Below are 19,085 nucleotides of genomic sequence, written 5' to 3' on the forward strand. Positions count from 1 at the left end.
CTGTGGGACGGGTGGGCAACATGGGACAGACGGTGCGCTGGGGAATCCTGGCGACGGGCGGCATAGCGGAGCGGTTCACCACGGACCTCACGACGCTCGACGGCGCCGAGGTCGTCGCGGTGGCCTCCCGCACGGAGGCGTCCGCGAGGAAGTTCGCCGACCGGTTCGGCATCCCGCGGGCGTACGGCTCGTGGGACGGGCTCTTCGCCGACGACGATGTCGACGTGGTGTACGTGGCGACCCCGCACCACGCCCACCGGGAGGCCGCGGGCCTCGCCCTGCGGGCGGGCAAGGCGGTGCTCTGCGAGAAGGCTCTCACGCTCAACGCCCGGGAGGCGGAGGAACTCGTCGCCCTCGCCCGGGACCGCGGCCTCTTCCTCATGGAGGCCATGTGGACGTACTGCAGCCCGCTCGTCCGGCGGCTCGCGGAGCTGGTCCGCGACGGGGCGATCGGCGAGGTCCGCTCCGTCCAGGCCGACTTCGGCATCGCCGGCCCCTTCGACCCCGGCCACCGGCTGCGCGACCCGGCCGTGGGCGGCGGCGCGCTGCTCGACCTGGGGGTGTACCCGGTCTCCTTCGCGCAGCTGCTGCTCGGCGAGCCGGACACCGTCCACGCGCACGCGATGATCTCGCCGGAGGGCGTCGACCTGAACACCGGCATGCTGCTGGGCTGGGCGTCGGGCGCCTCGGCCCTGCTGTCCTGCTCGCTGGAGGCCGACACCCCGATGACCGCGTCCGTGACGGGCACGCTCGGCCGGATCGACGTCCCCCGCGGCTTCTTCGCCCCCGAGCGGTTCACCCTGCACCGGCACGACCACGAGCCGGAGGAGTTCGTGACGACGGACGCCCCCCACTCCCTCCGGCACGAGGCCGCCGAGGTGATGCGCTGTCTGCGGGCGGGCCTGACCGAGTCCCCGCTCGTCCCCCTCGACGGCTCGCTCGCCGTGATGCGGACGCTCGACGCCGTACGGAAGCGCGTCGGCGTCCGCTATCCGCAGGAGACGGGGCTCACGCCGGCGTGAGGCCCTGGTCGCCCACCTGCGTGACGAAGGAGGCGGCCGTGGTGACGGGGGCGCCCGGCCGCGTCACGTAGGGCACCGTGCGGAAGTCGGCGCGGGCGCTCTCCGTCCCCAGGGCGACCTTCACGTACCCGCGCCGGCCGTTGAAGAACTTCAGGTGCGGGTTGGCTCCCATGAGCTGGTCGTGATTGGACAGGCGGTCGGCTCCGTCCCGGCCGCTGGCGATCGAGGTGGCGACGATCTCGGTGCCCAGGGTCCGGGAGGAGGGGTCGCGGAAGTCGGCCTTGATGTCGAAGGCGTGGCCGACGTGGACGTCCCCGGTGAGCACCATCAGGTTCTCCACCCCGGCGGCCCGCGCCCCGGCGAGGATCCGCTGCCGGGCGGCGGGGTAGCCGTCCCAGGAGTCCATGGACAGCTTGAAGTCGGCGGTGGCGCGGTCGCGGCGCTCGGAGAGGACGACCTGCTGCGGGAGGACGTTCCAGCGGGCGCCCGAGGACCGCCAGCCGTCGAGCAGCCAGCGTTCCTGGGTCGCCCCGGTCATCGTCCGGGCCGGGTTCTCCGACTCGGGACCGGGGACCCGCCAGCCGTCGCCGTACGCCTGGTCGGAGCGGTACTGCCGGGTGTCCAGGATGTCGAACTGGGCGAGCCGCCCGAACCGCAGCCGCCGGTACAGCCGCATGTCGGGGCCGACGGGACGCTGGGGCGCGCGCAGCGGCTGGTGCTCCCAGTAGGCGCGGTAGGCGGCGGCCCGGCGGAGCAGGAACTCCTCCGGCGGGACGCCGTTCTCGGGGGTGTCGCCCGCGTAGTTGTTCTCGGTCTCGTGGTCGTCCCAGGTGACGACGAACGGGTGCGCGGCGTGGGCCGCGCGCAGATCGGGGTCCGACTTGTAGAGCGCGTAGCGCAGCCGGTAGTCCTCCAGGCTCAGCGTCTCCCGGTCGAAGAGCGCCGGCAGGACGCGGTCGGTGTAGGCCCGGGCGCCGCCGGTGGCGTTCACGGCGTACTCGTACAGGTAGTCGCCGAGGTGGAAGACGACGTCGACGTCCTCGGCGGCGAGGTGCCGGTAGGCGGTGAAGTAGCCGTCGTGGTACGCCTGGCAGGAGACCGCGGCGAGCGTGAGGGCCGTGTTGTGGGCGCCGGGGGCCGGGGCGGTGCGGGTCCGGCCGACGGGGCTGGTCCACGCGCCGACCCGGAAGCGGTAGAAGAACCCGCGGCCGGCGTCGAGGTGGTCGACCTCGACGTGGACGGTGTGCCGGAACTCGGGGTGCGCGGTGACGGTGCCGTGCCGCACCGGCCGGGTGAATCGCTCGTCGCGGGCGAGTTCCCAGTACACGGTGACGCGGTTGGCGGGCAGTCCGCCATCGGGTTCGAAGGGGCGGGGCGCGAGCCGGGTCCACAGGACCACGGAGCCGGGCAGCGGGTCGCCCGATGCCACCCCCAGGGTGAACGGGTACTCGCTCAGGCGCCGCCCGTCCAGCTGGGCGGCGGCCGCGGCGCCGGCGGCGGGAAGCTGGGTGGCGAAGGCGAGCGCGGCGGCGGCGCCGGTCGCCGTGAGGAACCGGCGGCGGCCGAAGTGGCGTGCGGCAGCGCGGAGTTCCTCGGAGTGCTCGTGTATGCGGTCCATGTGCCCCTCCCCAGACGGATGCTGTCCTTCCGTCATTCGAAGGGGGCGGGGCGACATCCCCTTGTCGAGTACAGAACATCCACGTGTCGGACGGATGAGTTCATGGGGCACGCGTCTCGCGTACGCTGCGCGCCCATGAGCATCGCAGTGGTGACGGGAGCGGGATCGGGCATCGGCCGGAGCGTGGCGCTGGCCCTCGCGGAGGCCGGCTGGTCGGTGGCCCTGGCGGGCCGCCGGGCGGACGCCCTGGCGGAGACGGCCGCGACCCTCCCCTCGGGCGACTTCCTGCCCCTCCCCACGGACGTGACCTCCGAGCGGGAGGTCGCCGCCCTCTTCGCCGCGGTCCGGGAGCACTACGGCCGCGTCGACCTGCTCTTCAACAACGCCGGCACCTTCGCCGGCGGGGGCGTCCCCGTCGAGGACCTCGACCCCGACACCTGGCGCGCCGTCGTCGACGTCAACCTGACCGGCGCCTTCCTCTGCGCCCAGGCGGCCTTCCGCGCCATGAAGGAACAGGACCCCCGGGGCGGCCGCATCATCAACAACGGCTCCATCTCCGCCCACGTGCCGCGCCCGCACTCCATCGCGTACACCGCGACCAAGCACGCGATGACCGGCCTGACGAAGTCCCTCTCCCTCGACGGCCGCCCCTACCGCATCGCCTGCGGCCAGCTCGACATCGGCAACGCCGCCACCGAGATGACCGCCCGCATGCAGACCGGCATCCTCCAGGCCGACGGCCGGCTGGCGGCGGAGCCCGTGATGGACGCGGCGGACGTCGCCGCCACGGTGGTCCACATGGCGGCCCTCCCGCTGGAGGCGAACGTCCAGTTCGCGACGGTCATGGCGACGGCCATGCCGTACATCGGCCGGGGCTGAGCCCCGGCCGACACGGCGGGGCGGCCGGGGGCCCGGAACGCGGCGCCGTCCGCCCGCGGACCGGGCGGGACGTTCCGGACGCCCCTACGCCTGGCCGGTCTCGAAGCGGGCCACCTTGCCGCCCTCGACGGTGAACTGCCACTTGGTGCGCATCTCGCCCCAGGTGTCGTTGCGGAAGCGGGCGACGAGCGCCAGCCCGTCGCCCTTCTCGGACTCGATCTCCATGTGCCCCCGCGAGGAGAACACCTCCTTCTCCGTCCACGCCTCCAGGTCGCGCTCCGACCCGTCGTCGGACATCGTGGCCCCCGGCGCGAGCGTCCCCCGGAACGCCTCCTCGTCGTTGGCGTTGAGAGCCGTCACGAACGCGCGCACGGCCGGGTCACTGAGCTGGTTCACGGAAATCGTCATGTCCCAGCCGTACACCCGGGGGGCGGCCCTCCCCGGGCGCCCCGGCCGTGAGGTCCCCCCGACAGCGGTCCCGATGCCCCTCAGGACCAGTCGCACGCCTTGCCGTCGCCGTCACGGTCGAGGCCCGAGCGGTAGCCGGGCTGGCCCCGGTAAATGGGGGCCCTGCCCGCGGCGCGGACGGCGTCGCAGTTCTTGTAGTAGGCCGATCCGCCGCCGGAGCCGCCCGAGCCCGAGCCGGAGCCGGAGCCGGAGCCCGAGCCCGATCCGGAGCCTCCGGAACCGTGGCGGTCCGGGTCGGGGTCGGGGTGCAGACGGGCGAAGTCCTCGGAGGGGCAGGAGAGACCGGGCCGGGCGAGGGAGAGCCGCACGGACAGGGACGCGGGCCGCTCGACGTCCTCGCCGGCCGCCGGGTCCTGGAAGCAGATCCGCCAGTCGTCGTGGTCGGCGGCCAGGTCGACGTCCGTGTGGACGGCGGCACCCCGGATCCGGGTCAGACCCGCCTTCCGGAGCTCGTCGGAGCCCCTCGCGAAGGTCTTCCCGACGACGTTCGGGACCTTGGGGAACACGACGGCCGCGCCGTCGCGCGCCGGGCAGGGGCTCTCCTTCTCGACGACCGCGAACTCCAGGCGGCCGCGCCGCCCTTCCTCGGCCGTGGTCGTCGTCCCGGCGGCCGGCTCCTGGAAGCACACCTTCCAGTTGCCGTCCACGAACTGCGCCTTGTCGTCCTCGGTCGCGTCGTGCGACCGCGTCCGGAACCCGGCGTCGTAGGCGGCCCGCGACGCCGTCTCCAGATTCTGGCCGGTGTAGTCGGCCACGACCCGCTTCACCAGCGGGGTCGGCGTGGGCGTGGGCGGGGTGTACGGCGCGAAGGCGGTCGGCAGCCCGGCGGTCCGGGGAACGGCGTCGGCCGCCGCGGGCTTCTCCGGCGGGTCGCTCGTCCCCACCGCCACGAACCAGACCGCGGACAGCACGGTGGCGAGCACCTTGCGGCCCGGCGACCACCGGGTCCGCCAGGCGAGCACCATGCCCGCCGGCGGCATGAGGACCAGGCAGAGGACGACGAACCCGGGCCGCCTCCACCATCGTTCCGCTTCCCGCGCCGGTCCCGGCGCGGACGGTGCCGTCGCGGCCCCGCCCGACGACACGCCGGGGCGGTCCTGCCCCCGGCCGCCGGGGCGCGCGCCCCGACCCTGATCGCGCTCGCGCGCGTACTCGTGCTCCATGGCGTGCGGAACCTTCCCTCCCCAGGCTGCATCCCACCGCCACACAGCCTATGACCTGCGTGTTCCCTGGCCCACCCCCGGGGTGACGGGGCACGATCGCCTCACTGTCGTACTCAGCCCGGGAGGATGCATGTCGGACATCGGCACGGTCGTGAAGCTGTACGCGAAGGGCGCACCGGTCGGCGTCGAGGAAGGGGCCCTGGTGGGCTTCCTCGTGGACCAGGGGCGGGCGGGCGAATGGCTGGTGACCCGGGCGCGCGGAGGATTCCGGTTCACCGCGAAGGGCACCGAGGAGACGATCGCCTCCGACGGCACCGACCGCGCGCCGGCCGTCGTCCGCCCCGACGACTCCGCCGCGTCCGTGTGGCGGATCCAGCGCGTCGACGGCGAGGGCACCACCACCGTCGTCTCCCTCGCCGACCTCCGCACCGGGACCCATGTGATCGACCAGCACGGCCTGGCCCTGGGCCGCGACCTGTTCGAGGACCGCTCCCTGCTCCCCAAGCGCGTCTTCGTCCGCACCGACGACCGCGACCCGCAGTGGACGATCGAGGTCCTCGACTGACCGCGCGGACCCGTCCCGGCCCCGGCCGGCACGGCGGAGAGGACCTCGCCCTCCGCGGTGCCGGCGGGAGCGCCGCCGGGAGCCGGGCCCCCGGGGAGCCGTGACCTCCGCGTCCGAATGCCGCCAGCGGACGCCCGGCCGCCCGCGCCACCCTGGCCCCATGGACACCGACACCCGCACGACCCGGTACCCCGCCCTGCCCATCCCGGCCGACGCCCTGGCCCGGCTCCGCGTCTCCGACGACGCCGGCCTGACGCGTACCCCGCACACCGCCACGGACGGCGGCGACCCCCTCCGCTGCTGCCTGCGCCCGTCCCTCCCCGGCGAGCGGATCGCCCTCGTCACGTACGCGCCCCTGCGGCGCTGGGCCGCCGCCACCGGAGCGGAGCCCGGGGCCTACGACGAGCAGGGCCCGGTGTTCGTCCACGCCGACTCGTGCGAGGGGCCCGCGCCCTCGACGGGCCACCCCTTCGCCCGCCCCGGGGCCCTGCGCGTCCTGCGTCGTTACGACGCCGGCGGCCGCATCGTCGGCGGCCGGCTCCTGGAACTGCCCGACGCCGCCGACGAAGCCCTCGACGACGCGTTCGCCGACGCCTTCGCGGACCCCGCCGTCGCCCTCGTCCACGTCCGCGCCGTCGAGTACGGCTGCTTCCAGTTCGAGGTCCGGCGCCCCGCGCCCTGACCCCTCCGGGAACGGGGAAGGGCCCCCGCACCGGCGCGAACCGGTGCGGGGGCCCTTCCCACGCGGGCCGACAGACGAGCCGGGCTGTACGCCGGGTTCTGTACCCCGGGACCTCGCGGTCGTCGGGGTGACGGCCATCCATCTAGGGCCGGCGTTGCCGCCGGCCTCGTGCGGTCTACCCGCGGACTCGGGCGAGCAGCCCTCGAACATCCGCGCAGGGACACCGAGGTGTCCCCTCTTGACCTTGCTCCGAGTGGGGTTTACCTAGCCGCCTGAGTCACCTCAGGCGCTGGTGGTCTCTTACACCACCGTTTCACCCTTACCGGGAACCGAAGTCCCCGGCGGTCTGTTTTCTGTGGCACTGTCCCGCGGGTCACCCCGGGTGGCCGTTAGCCACCACCCTGCTCTGTGGAGCCCGGACGTTCCTCGGGAAGATCCGAGGATCTCCACGCGGCCGCCCGCCCGGCTCGTCTGCCGTGCCGACCATGCTACCCGCCGACGCCGAGGCCGCTTGACCTTGTCGCAGCGTCAGGGTTTCTACTGGGCGCATGCGTATCGGCGAGATCGCCGCGCTGGTCGGGGTGACCCCTCGGGCGGTGCGGCACTACCACCGGACGGGGCTGCTGCCCGAGCCGGCGAGACGGGCGAACGGCTACCGCGTGTACGGGGTCCGCGACGCCGTGCTGCTGGCGCGGATCCGGCGGCTGACGGAGCTGGGGCTCGGACTGGACGAGGTGCGGGGAGTGCTGTCGGACGACGAGGGGCGGGGGCTGGTGGAGGTGCTGGAGGAGCTGGCCGAGGACCTGGCGCGCCAGGAGGCGGTGATCCGGGAGCGGCGGGGGCGGCTCGCGGTGCTGCTGACCGAGGCGCGGACGGGCCGGCTGCCCGCCGAGGGCCCGGTGTCCCCGGAGGCGGCGGCGCTCCTCGCGGGTCTGGGCGAGCTGCCGGATTCGCCGATGGCGACGAAGGACCGGGAGATCCTGGCGCTGCTCGACGTCGTCGTGCCCGACGGGGACCGGGCCCGGCTGATGGGGCTGATGGAGGAGTCGGCGGAGCACGCGCGCGAGGTGTACCCGCTGCTCGACGCCCTCGCCGACGCGGAGCCGGACGATCCCCGGGTCGCGGAGGCGGCGGTGGTGCTCGCGGCCTGTCTGCCGGACGGGCTGGGGGTGGACATCCCGGCCGCGGGGGCGGGCGACGGCTCCTCCGACGCCTCGCTGGCCGACACGTTCTTCGCGGAGCTCGCCCCGGCCCAGTCGGCGGCGGTCCGTCTGGCCGTCCGTCTGGTGCGGGACCGCGGACGCGGCGGGGAGCGGGAGCTGTGAGCGCTCGGCCTGCCGCCGGGGGCCGCACCCGTCTCACGCGGCTCCTGCGTCCCCTGGCCTACGTGGTGCTGCCCGCCGAGGTCGTCCTGGCCGTGCTGGTCGTCGGCGGGGTGCGGGTACCCGCGGCCGTGGGGGCGGTGGGCGAGACCCTGGTGCTCGGGCTGCTGCTCGCGGAGGGAGTGGCGTACCGGGGGCTCCGGCGACGGGGGTTCTCGCGCCGGGAGGCCCTGGCCGAGCTGGTGCCCGAACCGGTGCTGCGGCTGATGGGGCACGAGCTGCGGCTGATGGGGAGTCTGGGCCGGTGGGTGGCGCGGCGGCCGCACGGGGTGGCCGGGGCCGACGGGGTCTTCCCGCACGCCCGGGACCAGGCGGCGCTGATGTACGGCTTCGCGTTCGTGTGCGTGGTCGAGACCGTCGGGATGTCGTATCTGCTCGCCGGCCTGCCGACCCTGCACGCGGTGGTCCTCGTCCTGGACGTGTACACGGTGCTGTTCGTGCTCGGGCTGCACGCCGCCTCGGCGACCCGGCCGCACACGCTCGGCGGGGACGTGGTCCGGCTGCGGCAGGCCGCGCACGTGGACGTACGGGTCCCGCTGGACCGGATCGCGGCGGTCCGCCACGAGTCGCGGTTCTCGCACGAGAAGGCCGACGGCGAGCTGAACCTCGCCGTCGGCTCGCAGACCTCCGTCACGATCGAGCTGGCCGGGCCGGTCGACGTGCCCCGGCTGTTCGGCGCGCCCCGGCCGGTGACCGTTTTGCGCGTCCACGCCGACGACCCCCGGGAGTTCGTCCGCGCGCTCACGCGGGCGCGAACAGCACCTTCGACGACCCAGGGTCCGCCTCCGCGAGCCTGACCCGCAGCCACTCGCCCAGCGGCAGGCGGGAGGTGCCGCCCTGGATGCGGGCGACGACGGCCGGGTCGTCCAGGTGGACGGTGCCGACGGCGGGTTCGCGCTCCTTCACGTCGATGACGTACGCGTCGAAGATCTCGCCGACCCGGCCGCTCAGGAGCGCCGCCTCGACGATGTCGACGCTCTCGCGCTCGACGGTGTTGGCGCGGCGCGAGCCGGCGGCCATCTCGTCGGGGAGGGCGGGCAGGGCGGCCCGTACCCATTCGGGCGGCTCGTTCCCCGCGACGGCGGAGACGCAGAGCTCGCCCGCGTACCGGTCGACGAGCCGGCGCAGGGGCGCGGTGCAGTGGGTGTACTCGTCGGCGACGGCGGCGTGCACGGCCGGGGTGGGGACGTGGCCGTCGGTGAAGACGGTGTACCCGGCGCCGCGCAGGAGGGTGGTGCACTCCTGGAGGAAGGCGGCGTGGCGCGGCTCGGCCGGGTCGGCGGAGCGGACGACGTCGGCGTACGAGACGTGGTGGGGCCAGCGGACGCCGAGGGCCTGCGCGGAGCGGCGCAGCCGGGCGACGGCGCCGTCGGGGGCGGTGGGGAGGGTGCGCAGGATGCCGGTGCCGGCGGCGGTCATGAGGTCGGCGGCGGCCATGCCGGTGAGCAGGGAGATCTGGGCGTTCCAGGCGTCGGCGGGGAGCGGGGCCCGGTAGGCGAGGGAGTAGGTGTGGTCGGTCTCGACGATCTCCTGCTCGGGGACGTTGAGGGAGATCCCGCCGCGTTCGGCTTCGAGGGCCTCGCGGAGCCGCCCGATGTCCCGGAGCAGGGCCACCGGCTCCTCGGCGGTGCCGTCGTCGATCTGCCGCTGGACGGTCGCGTAGTCGAGTTTGGCGCGGCTGCGGACGAGGGCGCGGCGGACGTCGGTGGCGACCCGGCGGCCCTGGGCGTCGAGGTCGATGCGCCAGAGCAGGGCGGGGCGGGGTTCGCCGGGCAGGAGGCTGGCGGCGCCCTCGGAGAGGACGGCGGGGTGGAGGGGGACCTTGCCGTCGGGGAAGTAGAGGGTGAGGACCCGCCGGTGGGCCTCGGCGTCCAGCGCGCCGCCGGGGGTGACGAAGGCGGCGACGTCGGCGATGGCGTAGTGGACGCGGTAGCCGCCGTCGGCCCTGCGGGCCAGGTGCATGGCCTGGTCGAGGTCGGTGGAGGTGGGCGGGTCGATCGTGAAGAAGGGCAGGTCGGTGGCGTCGTGGGCGGGGAGCCTGGGGGCCTTCGCGGCGGCCTCGGCCTCGGCCAGGACGGCGGGCGGGAACTCCTCCGGGACGGCGAGCTCGGTCCGCAGGGCGCGCAGGGCGGCCCGCAGGGGAGCCTCGGCTGCGCCGGTCACGTGGATGTGGCGGCGGGGCATGGTCCCGAGCGTAGGGCCGGGTCCGGGGTGCGGCACGTCGGGCGCGCGGGGTGCCGGCCGGGAAGCGCGGGACGGGGCGGGGCCGCGCACCTCGTACGCTGGACGGCCGGGGCCGCACCCCCGTTTCCGTACGTACGAAGGAGAACCGCCGTGCTCGTGCTGTTGCCGCCCTCCGAAGGCAAGGCGTCCTCGGGGCGCGGGGCGCCGCTCAAGCCGGAGTCGTTGTCCCTGCCGGGGCTCGCGGAGGCGCGGGCGGCGGTCCTGGACGAGCTGGTCGAGCTGTGCGCCGCCGACGAGGAGAAGGCGCGCGAGGTGCTGGGCCTGAGCGAGGGGCTGCGCGGCGAGGTCGCGAAGAACGTGGAGCTGCGGACGGCCGGCGCGCGGCCGGCCGGGGAGATCTACACGGGCGTGCTGTACGACGCGCTGGGCCTGGCGACCCTGGACGCGGCGGCCCGCCGGCGGGCCGGGCGGTCGCTGCTGGTCTTCTCCGGGTTGTGGGGCGCGGTGCGGGTCACGGACCGCATCCCCTCGTACCGCTGCTCGATGGGGGTCAAGCTGCCGGGCCTGGGCGCGCTGGGCGCGCACTGGCGGGGCGCGATGGCGTCGGTGCTGCCCGAGGCGGCCGGTGCCGGTCTGGTCCTCGACCTGCGCTCGTCGGCGTACGCGTCGGCGTGGAAGCCGAAGGGCGAGGTGGCGTCGCGGACCGCGACGGTGCGGGTGCTGCACGCGCCGACCCGGAAGGTCGTCAGCCACTTCAACAAGGCGACGAAGGGCCGGATCGTGCGGAGCCTCCTGGAGGCGGGCGCGGAGCCGGGTTCGCCGGCGGAGCTGGTGGAGGTCCTGCGGGGGCTGGGGTACGTGGTGGAGGACGGGGGGAAGGCGGGGGCGCTGGACGTCCTGGTGGACGAGATCCACTGACCCCGACCCGCTTGCGTTGCGCAGGGCGCAACGCTCATTGCGACTGACGCTCACCCTGGGCAGGATGTGCCCATGACGAGCGTGTTCGACCTTGCCCCGGAATCCCCCGTCGTCCCCGTGGTGGTGATCGAGGACGCCGCCGACGCCGTTCCCCTGGCGCGCGCCCTCGTCGCGGGCGGGCTGCCGCTCATCGAGGTCACCCTGCGCACCCCGGCCGCGCTCGACGCCGTCCGGGCGATCGCCCAGGAGGTGCCGGAGGCGGTCGTCGGCGCGGGCACCGTCGTGTCGCCCGGCGGGGTCGCGGACGCGGTCGGCGCCGGGGCCCGGTTCCTGGTCAGCCCGGGGTGGACGGGGCGGCTGCTCGGCGCGATGCGGGAGTCGGGGGTGCCGTTCCTGCCCGGGGTCTCGACCACCTCGGAGGTCGTGGCCCTGCTCGAAGAGGGCGTGGAGGCGATGAAGTTCTTCCCCGCCGAGGCGGCGGGCGGCGTCCCGTACCTCAGGTCGCTCGCCGGACCGCTCCCCCGTGCCCGCTTCTGCCCCACGGGCGGCGTCTCCCTCGCCTCCGCCCCCGCCTACCTGGCCCTGCCGAACGTCGGCTGTGTCGGAGGTACCTGGATGCTCCCGCCGGACGCCCTCGCGGCCCGCGACTGGCCCCGGGTCGAGGCGCTGGCCCGCGAGGCGGCGGGGCTGCGCGGCGCACCGGCCGCCTGAGCCGCGCGCGACGGGTCACCCTGTGGGGGGATCGAACTCCACGCCGAGGTGGTCGGTCACCGGGCGGTAGCCCAGGCGCCGATAGAGGGCGTTGCTGGTGGGGTTGGAGAGGTCGGTGAAGAGGAGGACGTGGGCGGCGCCGGCGTCCAGGGCGGCGCGGCCGGCGGCGGCGGTGACTCCGGCGGCGTATCCCCGGCGGCGGTCGGCGGTCGGGGTGTGGACGAGGTGGACGCGGGCCTGGCCCTCCAGGGTGCGCGAGACGGCGGCCATCGAGACCGGGCGGCCCTCGGGCGTCTCCCAGAGCAGGAGGCGGCCCTCGGAGATCCGCTCGGTGACGAAGCCGGTGTGGTCCTCGTCGGGATCCTCTCCGACGGCCGCGGCGAACTCGCCCGCCCAGGCGGCGACGAGCGGGACGTCCGCCTCGGTGGCGACCCGGGACCGGCCGGCCGGAGCGGGGTCCGGCGGGGTCGGCGCGCCGAGCCGGAAGAGCCGCATCCGGACCGTGGGCGCCCACGGGCGGCCGGACGCCTCCGCGTACGCCTCGACGGCGGCCGTCTCGCCCCGCAGTGCGACCGGCTCCTGCCCGGCCGGGAACTCCAGGGCACGGGCCGCCTCGACCGTCACCGCCCCGAAGGCGGGCACGCGCGGCGGGGACACCGCCAGGACCCCGGTGACGCGGCCGTCGGGCTCGGTCCACCAGGCGAGCCGGTCGGCCCGGTCCATCAGGGTCAGCACGGCGGTGTTGCGGGCGGGCTCGGCGGCGAGGTGCCGCGCGGCCGCGGTGCGGAACGCGGTGGCGTCCCCGGTGAAGTGCCACGTCATGACGGGATGGTGGTACGGGGACGGGACCCCGCGCCACCGCTTTCTCGGCGTCAGCTCCGCAGGTGGGAGGTGTCGTTGAGAAGGCGCACGGAGGCGTTGCCGTCGGCGTAGTAGGCGACGGCCGAGATCGAGGCCGCCGCCAGCTCCATGCGGAACAGGGACTCCGGCGGTGCGCCGAGCGCGAGCCGGACCAGCGTCTTGATCGGCGTGACGTGGGTGACGAGGAGGACGGTCCGGCCCGCGTACGCGGCGGTGAGCCGGTCCCGGGTCGCCGCCACGCGCCGGGCGACCGTCGCGAAGCTCTCGCCCCCGCCGGTCGGCGCGGCCTTCGGCGAGGCGAGCCAGGCGTCGAGGTCGGCGGGGTACCGCTCGCGGACCTCTCCGAAGGTGAGTCCCTCCCACGCGCCGAAGTCCGTCTCGCGCAGCCCCTGCTCGATCCGCACGTCGAGCCCGAGCCGGGCGGCGACGGCGCCGGCGGTCTGCCGGCAGCGGGTGAGCGGGGAGCTGACGACCCCCTGGATCGTGCCCCGGGCGGCCAGCGCGTCGGCGACGGCGGCGGCCTGCCGCAGGCCGGCCGCGGAGAGCTCCGGGTCGGTGCCGCCGCTGCCGGAGAACCGCTTCTCGGGCGTGAGCGCCGTCTCGCCGTGCCGCAGCAGCACGAACGTCGCCGGTGCCCCCATGTCGGGCGCGCCCGGCGTCTGCCGCGGTGCGGAGGCGGGGGTCTCGGGGGCGACGGTCGCGGCGGCCGGCTCGGGGGCCTCGACGCCGGTCGCGGCGGCCGACGGGGCGGCCCCCGACGCCGTCGCGAGCGCGGCCCGGGCGCGGGCCGCGCCGGCGGTCGCGTCCCCGGGAGGTCCCGCCGGGGGCGGGGCCGCGGCGTTGCGGGCGGCCGAGGCGTCGAGGCCGGCGGTCGACGCGGCGGGTTCCCACGCGCGGCCGAGCTTGCCGGCGTCCATGGCCTCGTTGGCGAGGCGGTCGGCGTGCTTGTTGCGCTCGCGCGGGATCCACTCGTAGCGGACCCGGCCGGCCGGGAAGACGCGTCCGGCCTCGGCCGCGAGCGGCTTCATGTCCGGGTGCTTGATCTTCCAGCGGCCGGACATCTGCTCGACGACCAGCTTGGAGTCCATGCGGACGTGGACGGTGGCGTCCGGGAAGAGCTCCCGGGCGACCTTGAGGCCGGCCACCAGGCCCTTGTACTCGGCGACGTTGTTCGTGGCCACGCCGATGTACTCGGCCGCCTCCGCGAGCGTCTCGCCGGTGGCGGGGTCCAGGACGACCGCACCGTAGCCGGCGGGTCCCGGGTTTCCCCGGGAACCGCCGTCCGCCTCGACGATCAGCTCGCGCGAAGACGTCATTACAGCCCGGACTCCGCGGTGCGGACGAGGATGCGGCGGCAGTTCTCGCACCGGACGACCGTGTCCTTGGCGGCGGCGCGGACCTCGTTGAGCTCGGTGATGTTGAGCTCGATGTGGCAGCCCTCGCACTTGCGCTGGTAGAGCCGGGCAGCGCCGACGCCGCCCTGCTGCTCGCGCAGCTTCTCGTAGAGCTTCAGGAGGTCGGCCGGGACGGAGCCCGCGACGAGCTCGCGCTCCTTGGCGACCGTGGCGGACTCGGCGTCCAGCTCGCCCTGGGCCGTGTCGCGGCGGGTGGTGGCGTCGTCGCTCTTGGCCTGCACGGCGGAGACGCGCTCGGTCAGCTCGCCGACGCGCTCCTGGAGGGACTCGCGGCGCTCCATGACCTCCAGGACGATCTCCTCGAGGTCGCCCTGGCGCTTGGCGAGCGAGACGATCTCGCGCTGGAGGTTCTCCAGGTCCTTCGGGGAGGAGACGGCCCCGGAGTCGAGCCGCTGCTGGTCGCGGGCGGCCCGCTGGCGGACCTGGTCGACGTCCTGCTCGGCCTTGGTCTGCTCGCGGCCGCAGTCGCTCTCCTCGGTCTGCGCGGCGACGAGCAGGTCGCGCAGCTGGGTGAGGTCCTTGGTCAGCGACTCGATCTCGGCGTGCTCGGGCAGCGAGCGGCGCTTGTGGGCGAGCTGCTGGAGGCGCACGTCCAGGGCCTGGACGTCGAGGAGGCGGATCTGGTCGGCGGGCGCGGCGTTCAGTTGGGGGCTCCAGGAGAGGTGTGGTGGGAGGACCAGGGGTCGGTGACCGTCGTCGAGACGTGGACGCGCAGGTCCCAGCCGTGGCGGTCGGAAATCTCGTCGAGCTGGGCGGCGGCCTGCTCGCACCAGGGCCATTCGGTGGCCCAGTGGGCCGCGTCGACCAGGCCCAGCGGCCCGGACCGTGCCGCGCGCTGGGTGGCCTCGGAGACCGGGTGGTGGCGCAGGTCGGCGGTGAGGTAGGCGTCGACGCCCGCGGCCCGTACGGCGTCGAAGAGGCTGTCGCCCGAGCCGCCGCTGACGGCGACCCGGCGCAGGATCATGTCGGGGTCGCCGGCGACCCGGATGCCCTGCGCGGTGGCGGGCAGCCGCGCGGCGGCGCGGGCGGCGAACTCGGCGAGGGTCTCGGGGCGGTCGAGTTCGCAGATCCGGCCGAGGTTGTTCTCGGCGACGAGGGGGCCGGTGACCCGGAGGTCGAGCGCGCCGGCGAGGGCGTCGGAGACGCCGGGGTCGGCGGTGTCGGCGTTGGTGTGCGCGACGTGCAGGGCGATGTCGTGCTTGATCAGGCCGTGCACGACGCGGCCCTTGAAGTGGCCGGCCGCGACCGTCGTCGTCCCGCGCAGATAGAGCGGGTGGTGGGTGACGAGCAGGTCGGCGCCGAGGGCGATCGCCTCGTCGGCGATCTCCTGGACGGGGTCGACGGCGAACAGCACACGGGAGACCTCGGCGTCGGGGTCGCCGCAGACGGTGCCGACGGCGTCCCACGACTCGGCCCGCTCGGGCGGCCAGAGGGCGTCGAGCTCGGCGATGACTTCAGACAGACGGGGCACGGAGGAAAGGCTACCTGCCCTCCGTGCCCCCTTGCTCTGGCCGGAGTCCCGGCCTGTGGACAACCTCGTCCGGGCCTACTTGACCAGGTCCTCGCGCAGGTCGTCGAGGACGCTGTTCGCCGCCGTCACGCCGAGGCCGAGGTACCAGGTCTCGTCCGGGACGTCCTTCGCCCGGCCGGCCTTGACGGCCTTGAGGTTCTTCCAGAGCGGGTTGGTCTGGGCGGTGTCCTTCTTGGTGGCCTTGGCGTCGCCGTAGACGCCGGTGAAGATCCAGTCGGCGTCGGCCTCGTCGATCTTCTCGGGGCTGATCTCGGCCGCGAGCTCGTCGATCTGCTGGTTCTTCGGCCGGGGCAGGCCGGCGTCCTCCAGGATGGTGCCGATGAAGGACGCCTTGGCGTAGAGGCGGATCTTGCCGGGGAGGTAGCGGACCATCGAGACGGTCGGCTTGGCCGGGCCGACGTCCGTGCCGAGCCGCTTCGCCTTCGCCTCGTACGCGGCGAGCTTCGCCTTCGCCTCCGCGGTCCTGTCCAGCGCGGCGGCGTTGAGGAGGTAGTTCTCCTTCCAGGTGAAGCCCGGGCGGATGGAGAACACGGTCGGCGCGATCTTCGACAGCTCGTCGTACTTGTCGGCGGCGCGGAGCTGGCTGCCGAGGATGAGGTCGGGCCGGAGCTCGGCGATGGCCTCCAGGTTGAGGTTGTTGATGGTGCCGACGGACTTCGGGGTGCCGGCGTCCTTCGCGAGGTAGCCCGGGATGCCGTCGTCGCCCTCCGAGGGGGCGTAGCCGACGGGCTTCACCCCGAGGGAGACGACGTTGTCGAGCTCGCCGACGTCGAGCACGACGACCCGCTGGGGGGCGGCCTTGATCTCGGTCTTCCCGAGGGCGTGGGTCAGGGTGCGGGGGAACCGGCCCGGCTGCGCGTCGGTGCCCATGGCCGCGGTCTTGGCGGCGGCGTCGCCGAAGTCCTTGCCGCCGGTGGCGACGTCCTTCTTCTTCGCCGTGTCCTCCTTGGCGGCGGGCGAGCCCGTGTCGGAGCCTCCGCCCCCTCCGCAGGCCGCGAGCGAGAGCGCGGCGGCGAGTGCGACGGCGGCGGCGGTGCCGCGGCGGCGGAGGGACATGAGAAGGCTCCTGTACGGGTCGTCCTGGCGGGGACACGGGGCTGCCCGGCGGAGCCCGAGACTCCGCTTAGGGTCGCCTTACCTTACTCACCGTGCGCCACTCCAGCACAACCGCCCCCTTCCTCCCTGCCGAACCACCGCACGACCACCCTTATGTGTGAAGTGACCCGGCTCGTGTTGTTCGGCTGGAAGTGCGAAAACTAGCTTCGTGGCCGGAGGTGACGAGTCGATGACAGCGTGTGCCATCGAGACCGCGGCCGAGGACGACGGCCGCGACCGGGAACGCGGCGGAGACGCCGCGTGGCCGACGGGGTTCACGATCACGGCGAACGGCGCGTACGCGGCCAGGCTCGCGGGCGCCGGGAACGGCCTGTACGTCGAGCGGTGGACCCTCGACGGCCCGGAGCCGTACGCCGTGCCGCTCCCCCTCGGCCAGCCCGAGGAGGCGGGCACCCAGCTGCTGCCCCTCGCGGACGGCCGGGTGCTCGTCGCCCGCCGGGTGGACGGGCGGCGGAACACCTTCTCGCTGCTCTATCCCACGGGCCCGGCCACCGGCGAGCTCCCCCTCGGCGCGGTCGAGGCGCCCGGCTCCGAGCGGCTGGTCCTGCTGCCGCCCGCCCCCGACGGCATCCGGGCGTACGCGATGTGCGTGGGCCCCGACACGACCACGCTGTGGCTCGTGGCGGGCGGCGCCTTCGGCCCCGAACGGGTCGCCGAGGTCAAGGGCGGCTGCTCGGGCGGGGTGTGGCTCGACCGGGCGGGCCGGATGCTCGCCCTGGACCGGCGGATCGACGGCGGCCCCGTGAAGGCGGTCGCCGTCGACCTGGAACGGGGCGGGGAGGTCACGCCGCTGCTCCAGATCGCCGAGGAGAGCGACGACCGGCTGCTCCTCGCGGACCCCGACAGCGGGCTGCTCCTGATCCGCTCCGACGCCCCCTCCCCGGGGCACGACCGGCTCGGCTGGGGCGTGCTCGGCAGCCTGCTGCCGGTGCGGTTCCCCGAGTGCCTGCGGCTCGACGACGCGGCGGTGACGCCCTTCGCCGTCCAGCCCGGCCAGGTGCTGGTGCCGGAGAGCTGCTCGGTGGCGCTGCGGATCGACGCGGCGGCCGGAAGCTGGGTGGGCACGTGGCGGCCCTCGTCCCGCCGGATGGGCCAACTGGCCGCACCCGCGGGCTGGCTGCCCGGTGCCGGGCTGTGGACGACCGGGGGGCTGCTGCGGCTGCCGTACGCGACGGCCGAGGTGCCGTGCGGGCTGGCCGGCCTGGAACCGCCGCCGGAACCCGAGCCCGCGCCGGTGGCCGTCGACGCTCCGCGGGTGTGCCGCCCCGTGCCGCTCCAGCAGGCACCGCTCACGGACCGCAGGCCCGCTGACTAGAATCACGGGCCGCACGACAAGACCGATTCGTACGGGGTGAGTTCCATCATGGCCGAAGCAAGCACGGAGGGGCAGGAGCCGAACGGCTCCGGAAGGCATCGCGGCGAGGCGTCGCCGGCGGAGGACTCCGCGTCCTCGCCGCACGGGCGTCACCGGCGCGAACCCGACGGGCAGTGACCGGTTCGCACACAGGATGACGAAGGGCCCCGGGGTCGCCCCCGGGGCCCTTCGCCGTCCCCACCTCCGCCGTCCCGCCCCCACCGGGCGAGCGGCGTCGGTCCTTCCCCGCCCCCGCTCCGGGTCAGTCCTTCCTCAACCCCAGCACCTCCGCCGCCGCGAAGGTCTCGCCCGCCGGACGGGCCGCGTAGTGCGGGGTCAGCACGGCGTCCAGCTCCTCGTACGTGAACGCCTCCTTGGCCGTGTCGAACTTGGCCGAGACACGCGGCCTCTCCACGACCGCCACCATCCCGCCGTGCACGACGAGCAGCTGGCCGTTGACCCCGGCCGCCGCCGGCGAGGCGAGGTAGCCGACGAGCGGGGCCACGTGCTCCGGGGACAGCGGGTCGAGCTCGCCCTCCCCCGGCTCCCCGAACCCCGCGAAGACGTCCTCCGTCATCCGGGTCCTGGCCCGCGGGCAGATGGCGTTGGCGGTCACCCCGTACCGGGCGAGGGCGAGCGCCGTCGAGGTGGTGAGGCCGACGATGCCGCCCTTCGCCGCCGCGTAGTTGGGCTGACCGGCCGAACCGGCGAGGAACGCCTCGGAGGAGGTGTTGACGATCCGGCCGTACACCCCGGCCTCCCCCGCCTTCGCGCGTCCCCGCCAGTGGACCGCGGCGAAGTGGGTGGTGTTGAAGTGGCCCTTGAGGTGAACCCGTACGACGGAGTCCCACTCGTCCTCGGTCATCGAGAAGACCATCCGGTCGCGCAGGATGCCCGCGTTGTTGACGAGCACGTCCAGCTTGCCGAACTCGGTCACCGCCAGGTCCACCAGCGACCGTGCCGTCTCGAAGTCGGAGACGTCGCCGAGGTGGGCGACGGCCCGCCCGCCGGCCGCGCGGATCTCCGCGGCGACCTCCTCGGCGGGCGCGGCGGAGGCCGCGCCCGAGCCGTCCCGGCCGGGCTGCCCGTAGTCGTTGACGACGACGGCCGCACCGAGCCGGGCCAGTTCCAGCGCCTCGGCACGGCCGAGGCCGCGTCCGGCGCCGGTGACGATCGCGCTCAGCCCTTCCAGGGGGAGTGACATCTCGCGGGGGTC

At 74.9% G+C, this 19,085-nt stretch carries 19 protein-coding genes and 1 other RNA gene; 9 read left to right on the forward strand and 11 right to left on the reverse strand.

Going from position 1 to position 19,085, the window contains the following annotated elements; translation table 11 throughout:
- The first annotated feature begins 20 nt into the window (after positions 1-20).
- On the forward strand, positions 21-1,022 hold the full coding sequence (locus tag AB0424_RS05985; RefSeq protein WP_366302537.1) for a Gfo/Idh/MocA family oxidoreductase: 1,002 nt from the start codon (positions 21-23) through the stop codon (positions 1,020-1,022).
- Here the strand turns inward: AB0424_RS05985 and AB0424_RS05990 are convergent.
- Complete coding sequence (locus tag AB0424_RS05990) at positions 1,009-2,640, reverse strand: alkaline phosphatase D family protein (RefSeq protein WP_366302538.1); 1,632 nt, start codon at positions 2,638-2,640, stop codon at positions 1,009-1,011. The two genes, AB0424_RS05985 and AB0424_RS05990, sit on opposite strands and share 14 nt — an antisense overlap.
- A gap of 102 nt (positions 2,641-2,742) precedes the next feature.
- On the opposite strand from AB0424_RS05990, the gene AB0424_RS05995 reads away from it, so the two are divergent.
- Complete coding sequence (locus AB0424_RS05995; protein ID WP_366302539.1) at positions 2,743-3,519, forward strand: SDR family oxidoreductase; 777 nt, start codon at positions 2,743-2,745, stop codon at positions 3,517-3,519.
- An 84-nt stretch (positions 3,520-3,603) separates the two neighbouring features.
- On the opposite strand, the gene AB0424_RS06000 is transcribed toward AB0424_RS05995, so the two are convergent.
- Both AB0424_RS06000 and AB0424_RS06005 read right to left on the reverse strand, forming a co-directional pair.
- Positions 3,604-3,927 carry a nuclear transport factor 2 family protein gene (locus AB0424_RS06000; protein WP_366302540.1) on the reverse strand — a complete coding sequence of 108 codons (324 nt, stop codon included), beginning with the start codon at positions 3,925-3,927 and terminating at the stop codon, positions 3,604-3,606.
- Positions 3,928-4,007: 80 nt separating this feature from the next.
- Entirely contained in the window at positions 4,008-5,150 is a 1,143-nt protein-coding gene (locus AB0424_RS06005; protein WP_366302541.1) for an excalibur calcium-binding domain-containing protein, read from the reverse strand.
- A 130-nt stretch (positions 5,151-5,280) separates the two neighbouring features.
- Between AB0424_RS06005 and AB0424_RS06010 the strand changes: the two genes are divergently transcribed.
- Together AB0424_RS06010 and AB0424_RS06015 are read left to right on the forward strand one after the other, a co-directional pair.
- Positions 5,281-5,715: a hypothetical protein gene (locus tag AB0424_RS06010; RefSeq protein WP_366302542.1), complete on the forward strand. Its 435-nt coding sequence runs from the start codon at positions 5,281-5,283 to the stop codon at positions 5,713-5,715.
- A gap of 160 nt (positions 5,716-5,875) precedes the next feature.
- Positions 5,876-6,397, forward strand: a complete 522-nt coding sequence (locus tag AB0424_RS06015; protein ID WP_366302543.1) for a DUF1203 domain-containing protein — start codon at positions 5,876-5,878, stop codon at positions 6,395-6,397.
- Between the two features lie 71 nt (positions 6,398-6,468).
- On the opposite strand, the gene rnpB is transcribed toward AB0424_RS06015, so the two are convergent.
- Positions 6,469-6,867, reverse strand: an RNA gene (rnpB, locus tag AB0424_RS06020) — RNase P RNA component class A.
- Positions 6,868-6,945: 78 nt separating this feature from the next.
- Here rnpB and AB0424_RS06025 point away from each other — a divergent pair.
- Positions 6,946-7,722 carry a MerR family transcriptional regulator gene (locus AB0424_RS06025; protein WP_366302544.1) on the forward strand — a complete coding sequence of 259 codons (777 nt, stop codon included), beginning with the start codon at positions 6,946-6,948 and terminating at the stop codon, positions 7,720-7,722.
- On the forward strand, positions 7,719-8,576 hold the full coding sequence (locus AB0424_RS06030) for a hypothetical protein (protein WP_366302545.1): 858 nt from the start codon (positions 7,719-7,721) through the stop codon (positions 8,574-8,576). Before AB0424_RS06025 ends, AB0424_RS06030 begins: the two co-directional genes overlap by 4 nt.
- On the opposite strand, the gene AB0424_RS06035 is transcribed toward AB0424_RS06030, so the two are convergent.
- A complete protein-coding gene (locus AB0424_RS06035) occupies positions 8,521-9,963 on the reverse strand; it encodes an RNB domain-containing ribonuclease (protein ID WP_366302546.1) in 1,443 nt (480 codons plus the stop codon). The two genes, AB0424_RS06030 and AB0424_RS06035, sit on opposite strands and share 56 nt — an antisense overlap.
- Before the next feature lie 150 nt (positions 9,964-10,113).
- Here AB0424_RS06035 and yaaA point away from each other — a divergent pair, with 150 nt between their 5' ends.
- Together yaaA and eda are read left to right on the forward strand one after the other, a co-directional pair.
- The gene (yaaA, locus tag AB0424_RS06040; RefSeq protein WP_366302547.1) at positions 10,114-10,881 is read left to right on the forward strand and encodes a peroxide stress protein YaaA; all 768 of its coding nucleotides are present in this window, start codon (positions 10,114-10,116) and stop codon (positions 10,879-10,881) included.
- 72 nt (positions 10,882-10,953) lie between these two features.
- Complete coding sequence (eda, locus tag AB0424_RS06045) at positions 10,954-11,592, forward strand: bifunctional 4-hydroxy-2-oxoglutarate aldolase/2-dehydro-3-deoxy-phosphogluconate aldolase (RefSeq protein WP_366302548.1); 639 nt, start codon at positions 10,954-10,956, stop codon at positions 11,590-11,592.
- A gap of 15 nt (positions 11,593-11,607) precedes the next feature.
- On the opposite strand, the gene AB0424_RS06050 is transcribed toward eda, so the two are convergent.
- From AB0424_RS06050 to AB0424_RS06070, 5 genes are all read right to left on the reverse strand, one after another.
- On the reverse strand, positions 11,608-12,414 hold the full coding sequence (locus AB0424_RS06050; RefSeq protein ID WP_366302549.1) for a GNAT family N-acetyltransferase: 807 nt from the start codon (positions 12,412-12,414) through the stop codon (positions 11,608-11,610).
- Positions 12,415-12,464: 50 nt separating this feature from the next.
- Positions 12,465-13,769, reverse strand: coding sequence for a bifunctional RNase H/acid phosphatase (locus AB0424_RS06055; protein ID WP_366302550.1), 1,305 nt, complete (start codon positions 13,767-13,769; stop codon positions 12,465-12,467).
- Positions 13,769-14,512 carry a C4-type zinc ribbon domain-containing protein gene (locus AB0424_RS06060; protein ID WP_366302681.1) on the reverse strand — a complete coding sequence of 248 codons (744 nt, stop codon included), beginning with the start codon at positions 14,510-14,512 and terminating at the stop codon, positions 13,769-13,771. The genes AB0424_RS06055 and AB0424_RS06060 overlap by 1 nt, the downstream gene beginning before the upstream one ends.
- A complete protein-coding gene (locus AB0424_RS06065; protein ID WP_366302551.1) occupies positions 14,509-15,339 on the reverse strand; it encodes a Nif3-like dinuclear metal center hexameric protein in 831 nt (276 codons plus the stop codon). Before AB0424_RS06065 ends, AB0424_RS06060 begins: the two co-directional genes overlap by 4 nt.
- Before the next feature lie 75 nt (positions 15,340-15,414).
- Complete coding sequence (locus AB0424_RS06070) at positions 15,415-16,455, reverse strand: iron-siderophore ABC transporter substrate-binding protein (RefSeq protein ID WP_366302552.1); 1,041 nt, start codon at positions 16,453-16,455, stop codon at positions 15,415-15,417.
- 229 nt (positions 16,456-16,684) lie between these two features.
- Between AB0424_RS06070 and AB0424_RS06075 the strand changes: the two genes are divergently transcribed.
- Positions 16,685-17,830 (forward strand): hypothetical protein, encoded by a 1,146-nt coding sequence (locus AB0424_RS06075; RefSeq protein WP_366302553.1) that lies wholly within the window; start codon positions 16,685-16,687, stop codon positions 17,828-17,830.
- A gap of 301 nt (positions 17,831-18,131) precedes the next feature.
- On the opposite strand, the gene AB0424_RS06080 is transcribed toward AB0424_RS06075, so the two are convergent.
- Positions 18,132-19,073, reverse strand: a complete 942-nt coding sequence (locus AB0424_RS06080) for a 3-oxoacyl-ACP reductase (RefSeq protein ID WP_366302554.1) — start codon at positions 19,071-19,073, stop codon at positions 18,132-18,134.
- Between the last annotated feature and the right edge of the window lie 12 nt (positions 19,074-19,085).

It is taken from the genome of Streptomyces sp. NPDC051180, assembly GCF_040689545.1.
Classification (GTDB): domain Bacteria; phylum Actinomycetota; class Actinomycetes; order Streptomycetales; family Streptomycetaceae; genus Streptomyces.

Bases quoted from the DNA above. Each gene is read 5' to 3' on its own strand.
- AB0424_RS05985 (WP_366302537.1), top strand. From the start codon at position 21: ATGGGACAGACGGTGCGCTGGGGAATCCTGGCGACGGGCGGCATAGCG.
- AB0424_RS05990 (WP_366302538.1), bottom strand. From the start codon at position 2,640: ATGGACCGCATACACGAGCACTCCGAGGAACTCCGCGCTGCCGCACGC.
- AB0424_RS05995 (WP_366302539.1), top strand. From the start codon at position 2,743: ATGGGGCACGCGTCTCGCGTACGCTGCGCGCCCATGAGCATCGCAGTG.
- AB0424_RS06000 (WP_366302540.1), bottom strand. From the start codon at position 3,927: ATGACGATTTCCGTGAACCAGCTCAGTGACCCGGCCGTGCGCGCGTTC.
- AB0424_RS06005 (WP_366302541.1), bottom strand. From the start codon at position 5,150: ATGGAGCACGAGTACGCGCGCGAGCGCGATCAGGGTCGGGGCGCGCGC.
- AB0424_RS06010 (WP_366302542.1), top strand. From the start codon at position 5,281: ATGTCGGACATCGGCACGGTCGTGAAGCTGTACGCGAAGGGCGCACCG.
- AB0424_RS06015 (WP_366302543.1), top strand. From the start codon at position 5,876: ATGGACACCGACACCCGCACGACCCGGTACCCCGCCCTGCCCATCCCG.
- AB0424_RS06025 (WP_366302544.1), top strand. From the start codon at position 6,946: ATGCGTATCGGCGAGATCGCCGCGCTGGTCGGGGTGACCCCTCGGGCG.
- AB0424_RS06035 (WP_366302546.1), bottom strand. From the start codon at position 9,963: ATGCCCCGCCGCCACATCCACGTGACCGGCGCAGCCGAGGCTCCCCTG.
- eda (WP_366302548.1), top strand. From the start codon at position 10,954: ATGACGAGCGTGTTCGACCTTGCCCCGGAATCCCCCGTCGTCCCCGTG.
- AB0424_RS06050 (WP_366302549.1), bottom strand. From the start codon at position 12,414: ATGACGTGGCACTTCACCGGGGACGCCACCGCGTTCCGCACCGCGGCC.
- AB0424_RS06055 (WP_366302550.1), bottom strand. From the start codon at position 13,769: ATGACGTCTTCGCGCGAGCTGATCGTCGAGGCGGACGGCGGTTCCCGG.
- AB0424_RS06070 (WP_366302552.1), bottom strand. From the start codon at position 16,455: ATGTCCCTCCGCCGCCGCGGCACCGCCGCCGCCGTCGCACTCGCCGCC.
- AB0424_RS06075 (WP_366302553.1), top strand. From the start codon at position 16,685: ATGACAGCGTGTGCCATCGAGACCGCGGCCGAGGACGACGGCCGCGAC.
- AB0424_RS06080 (WP_366302554.1), bottom strand. From the start codon at position 19,073: ATGTCACTCCCCCTGGAAGGGCTGAGCGCGATCGTCACCGGCGCCGGA.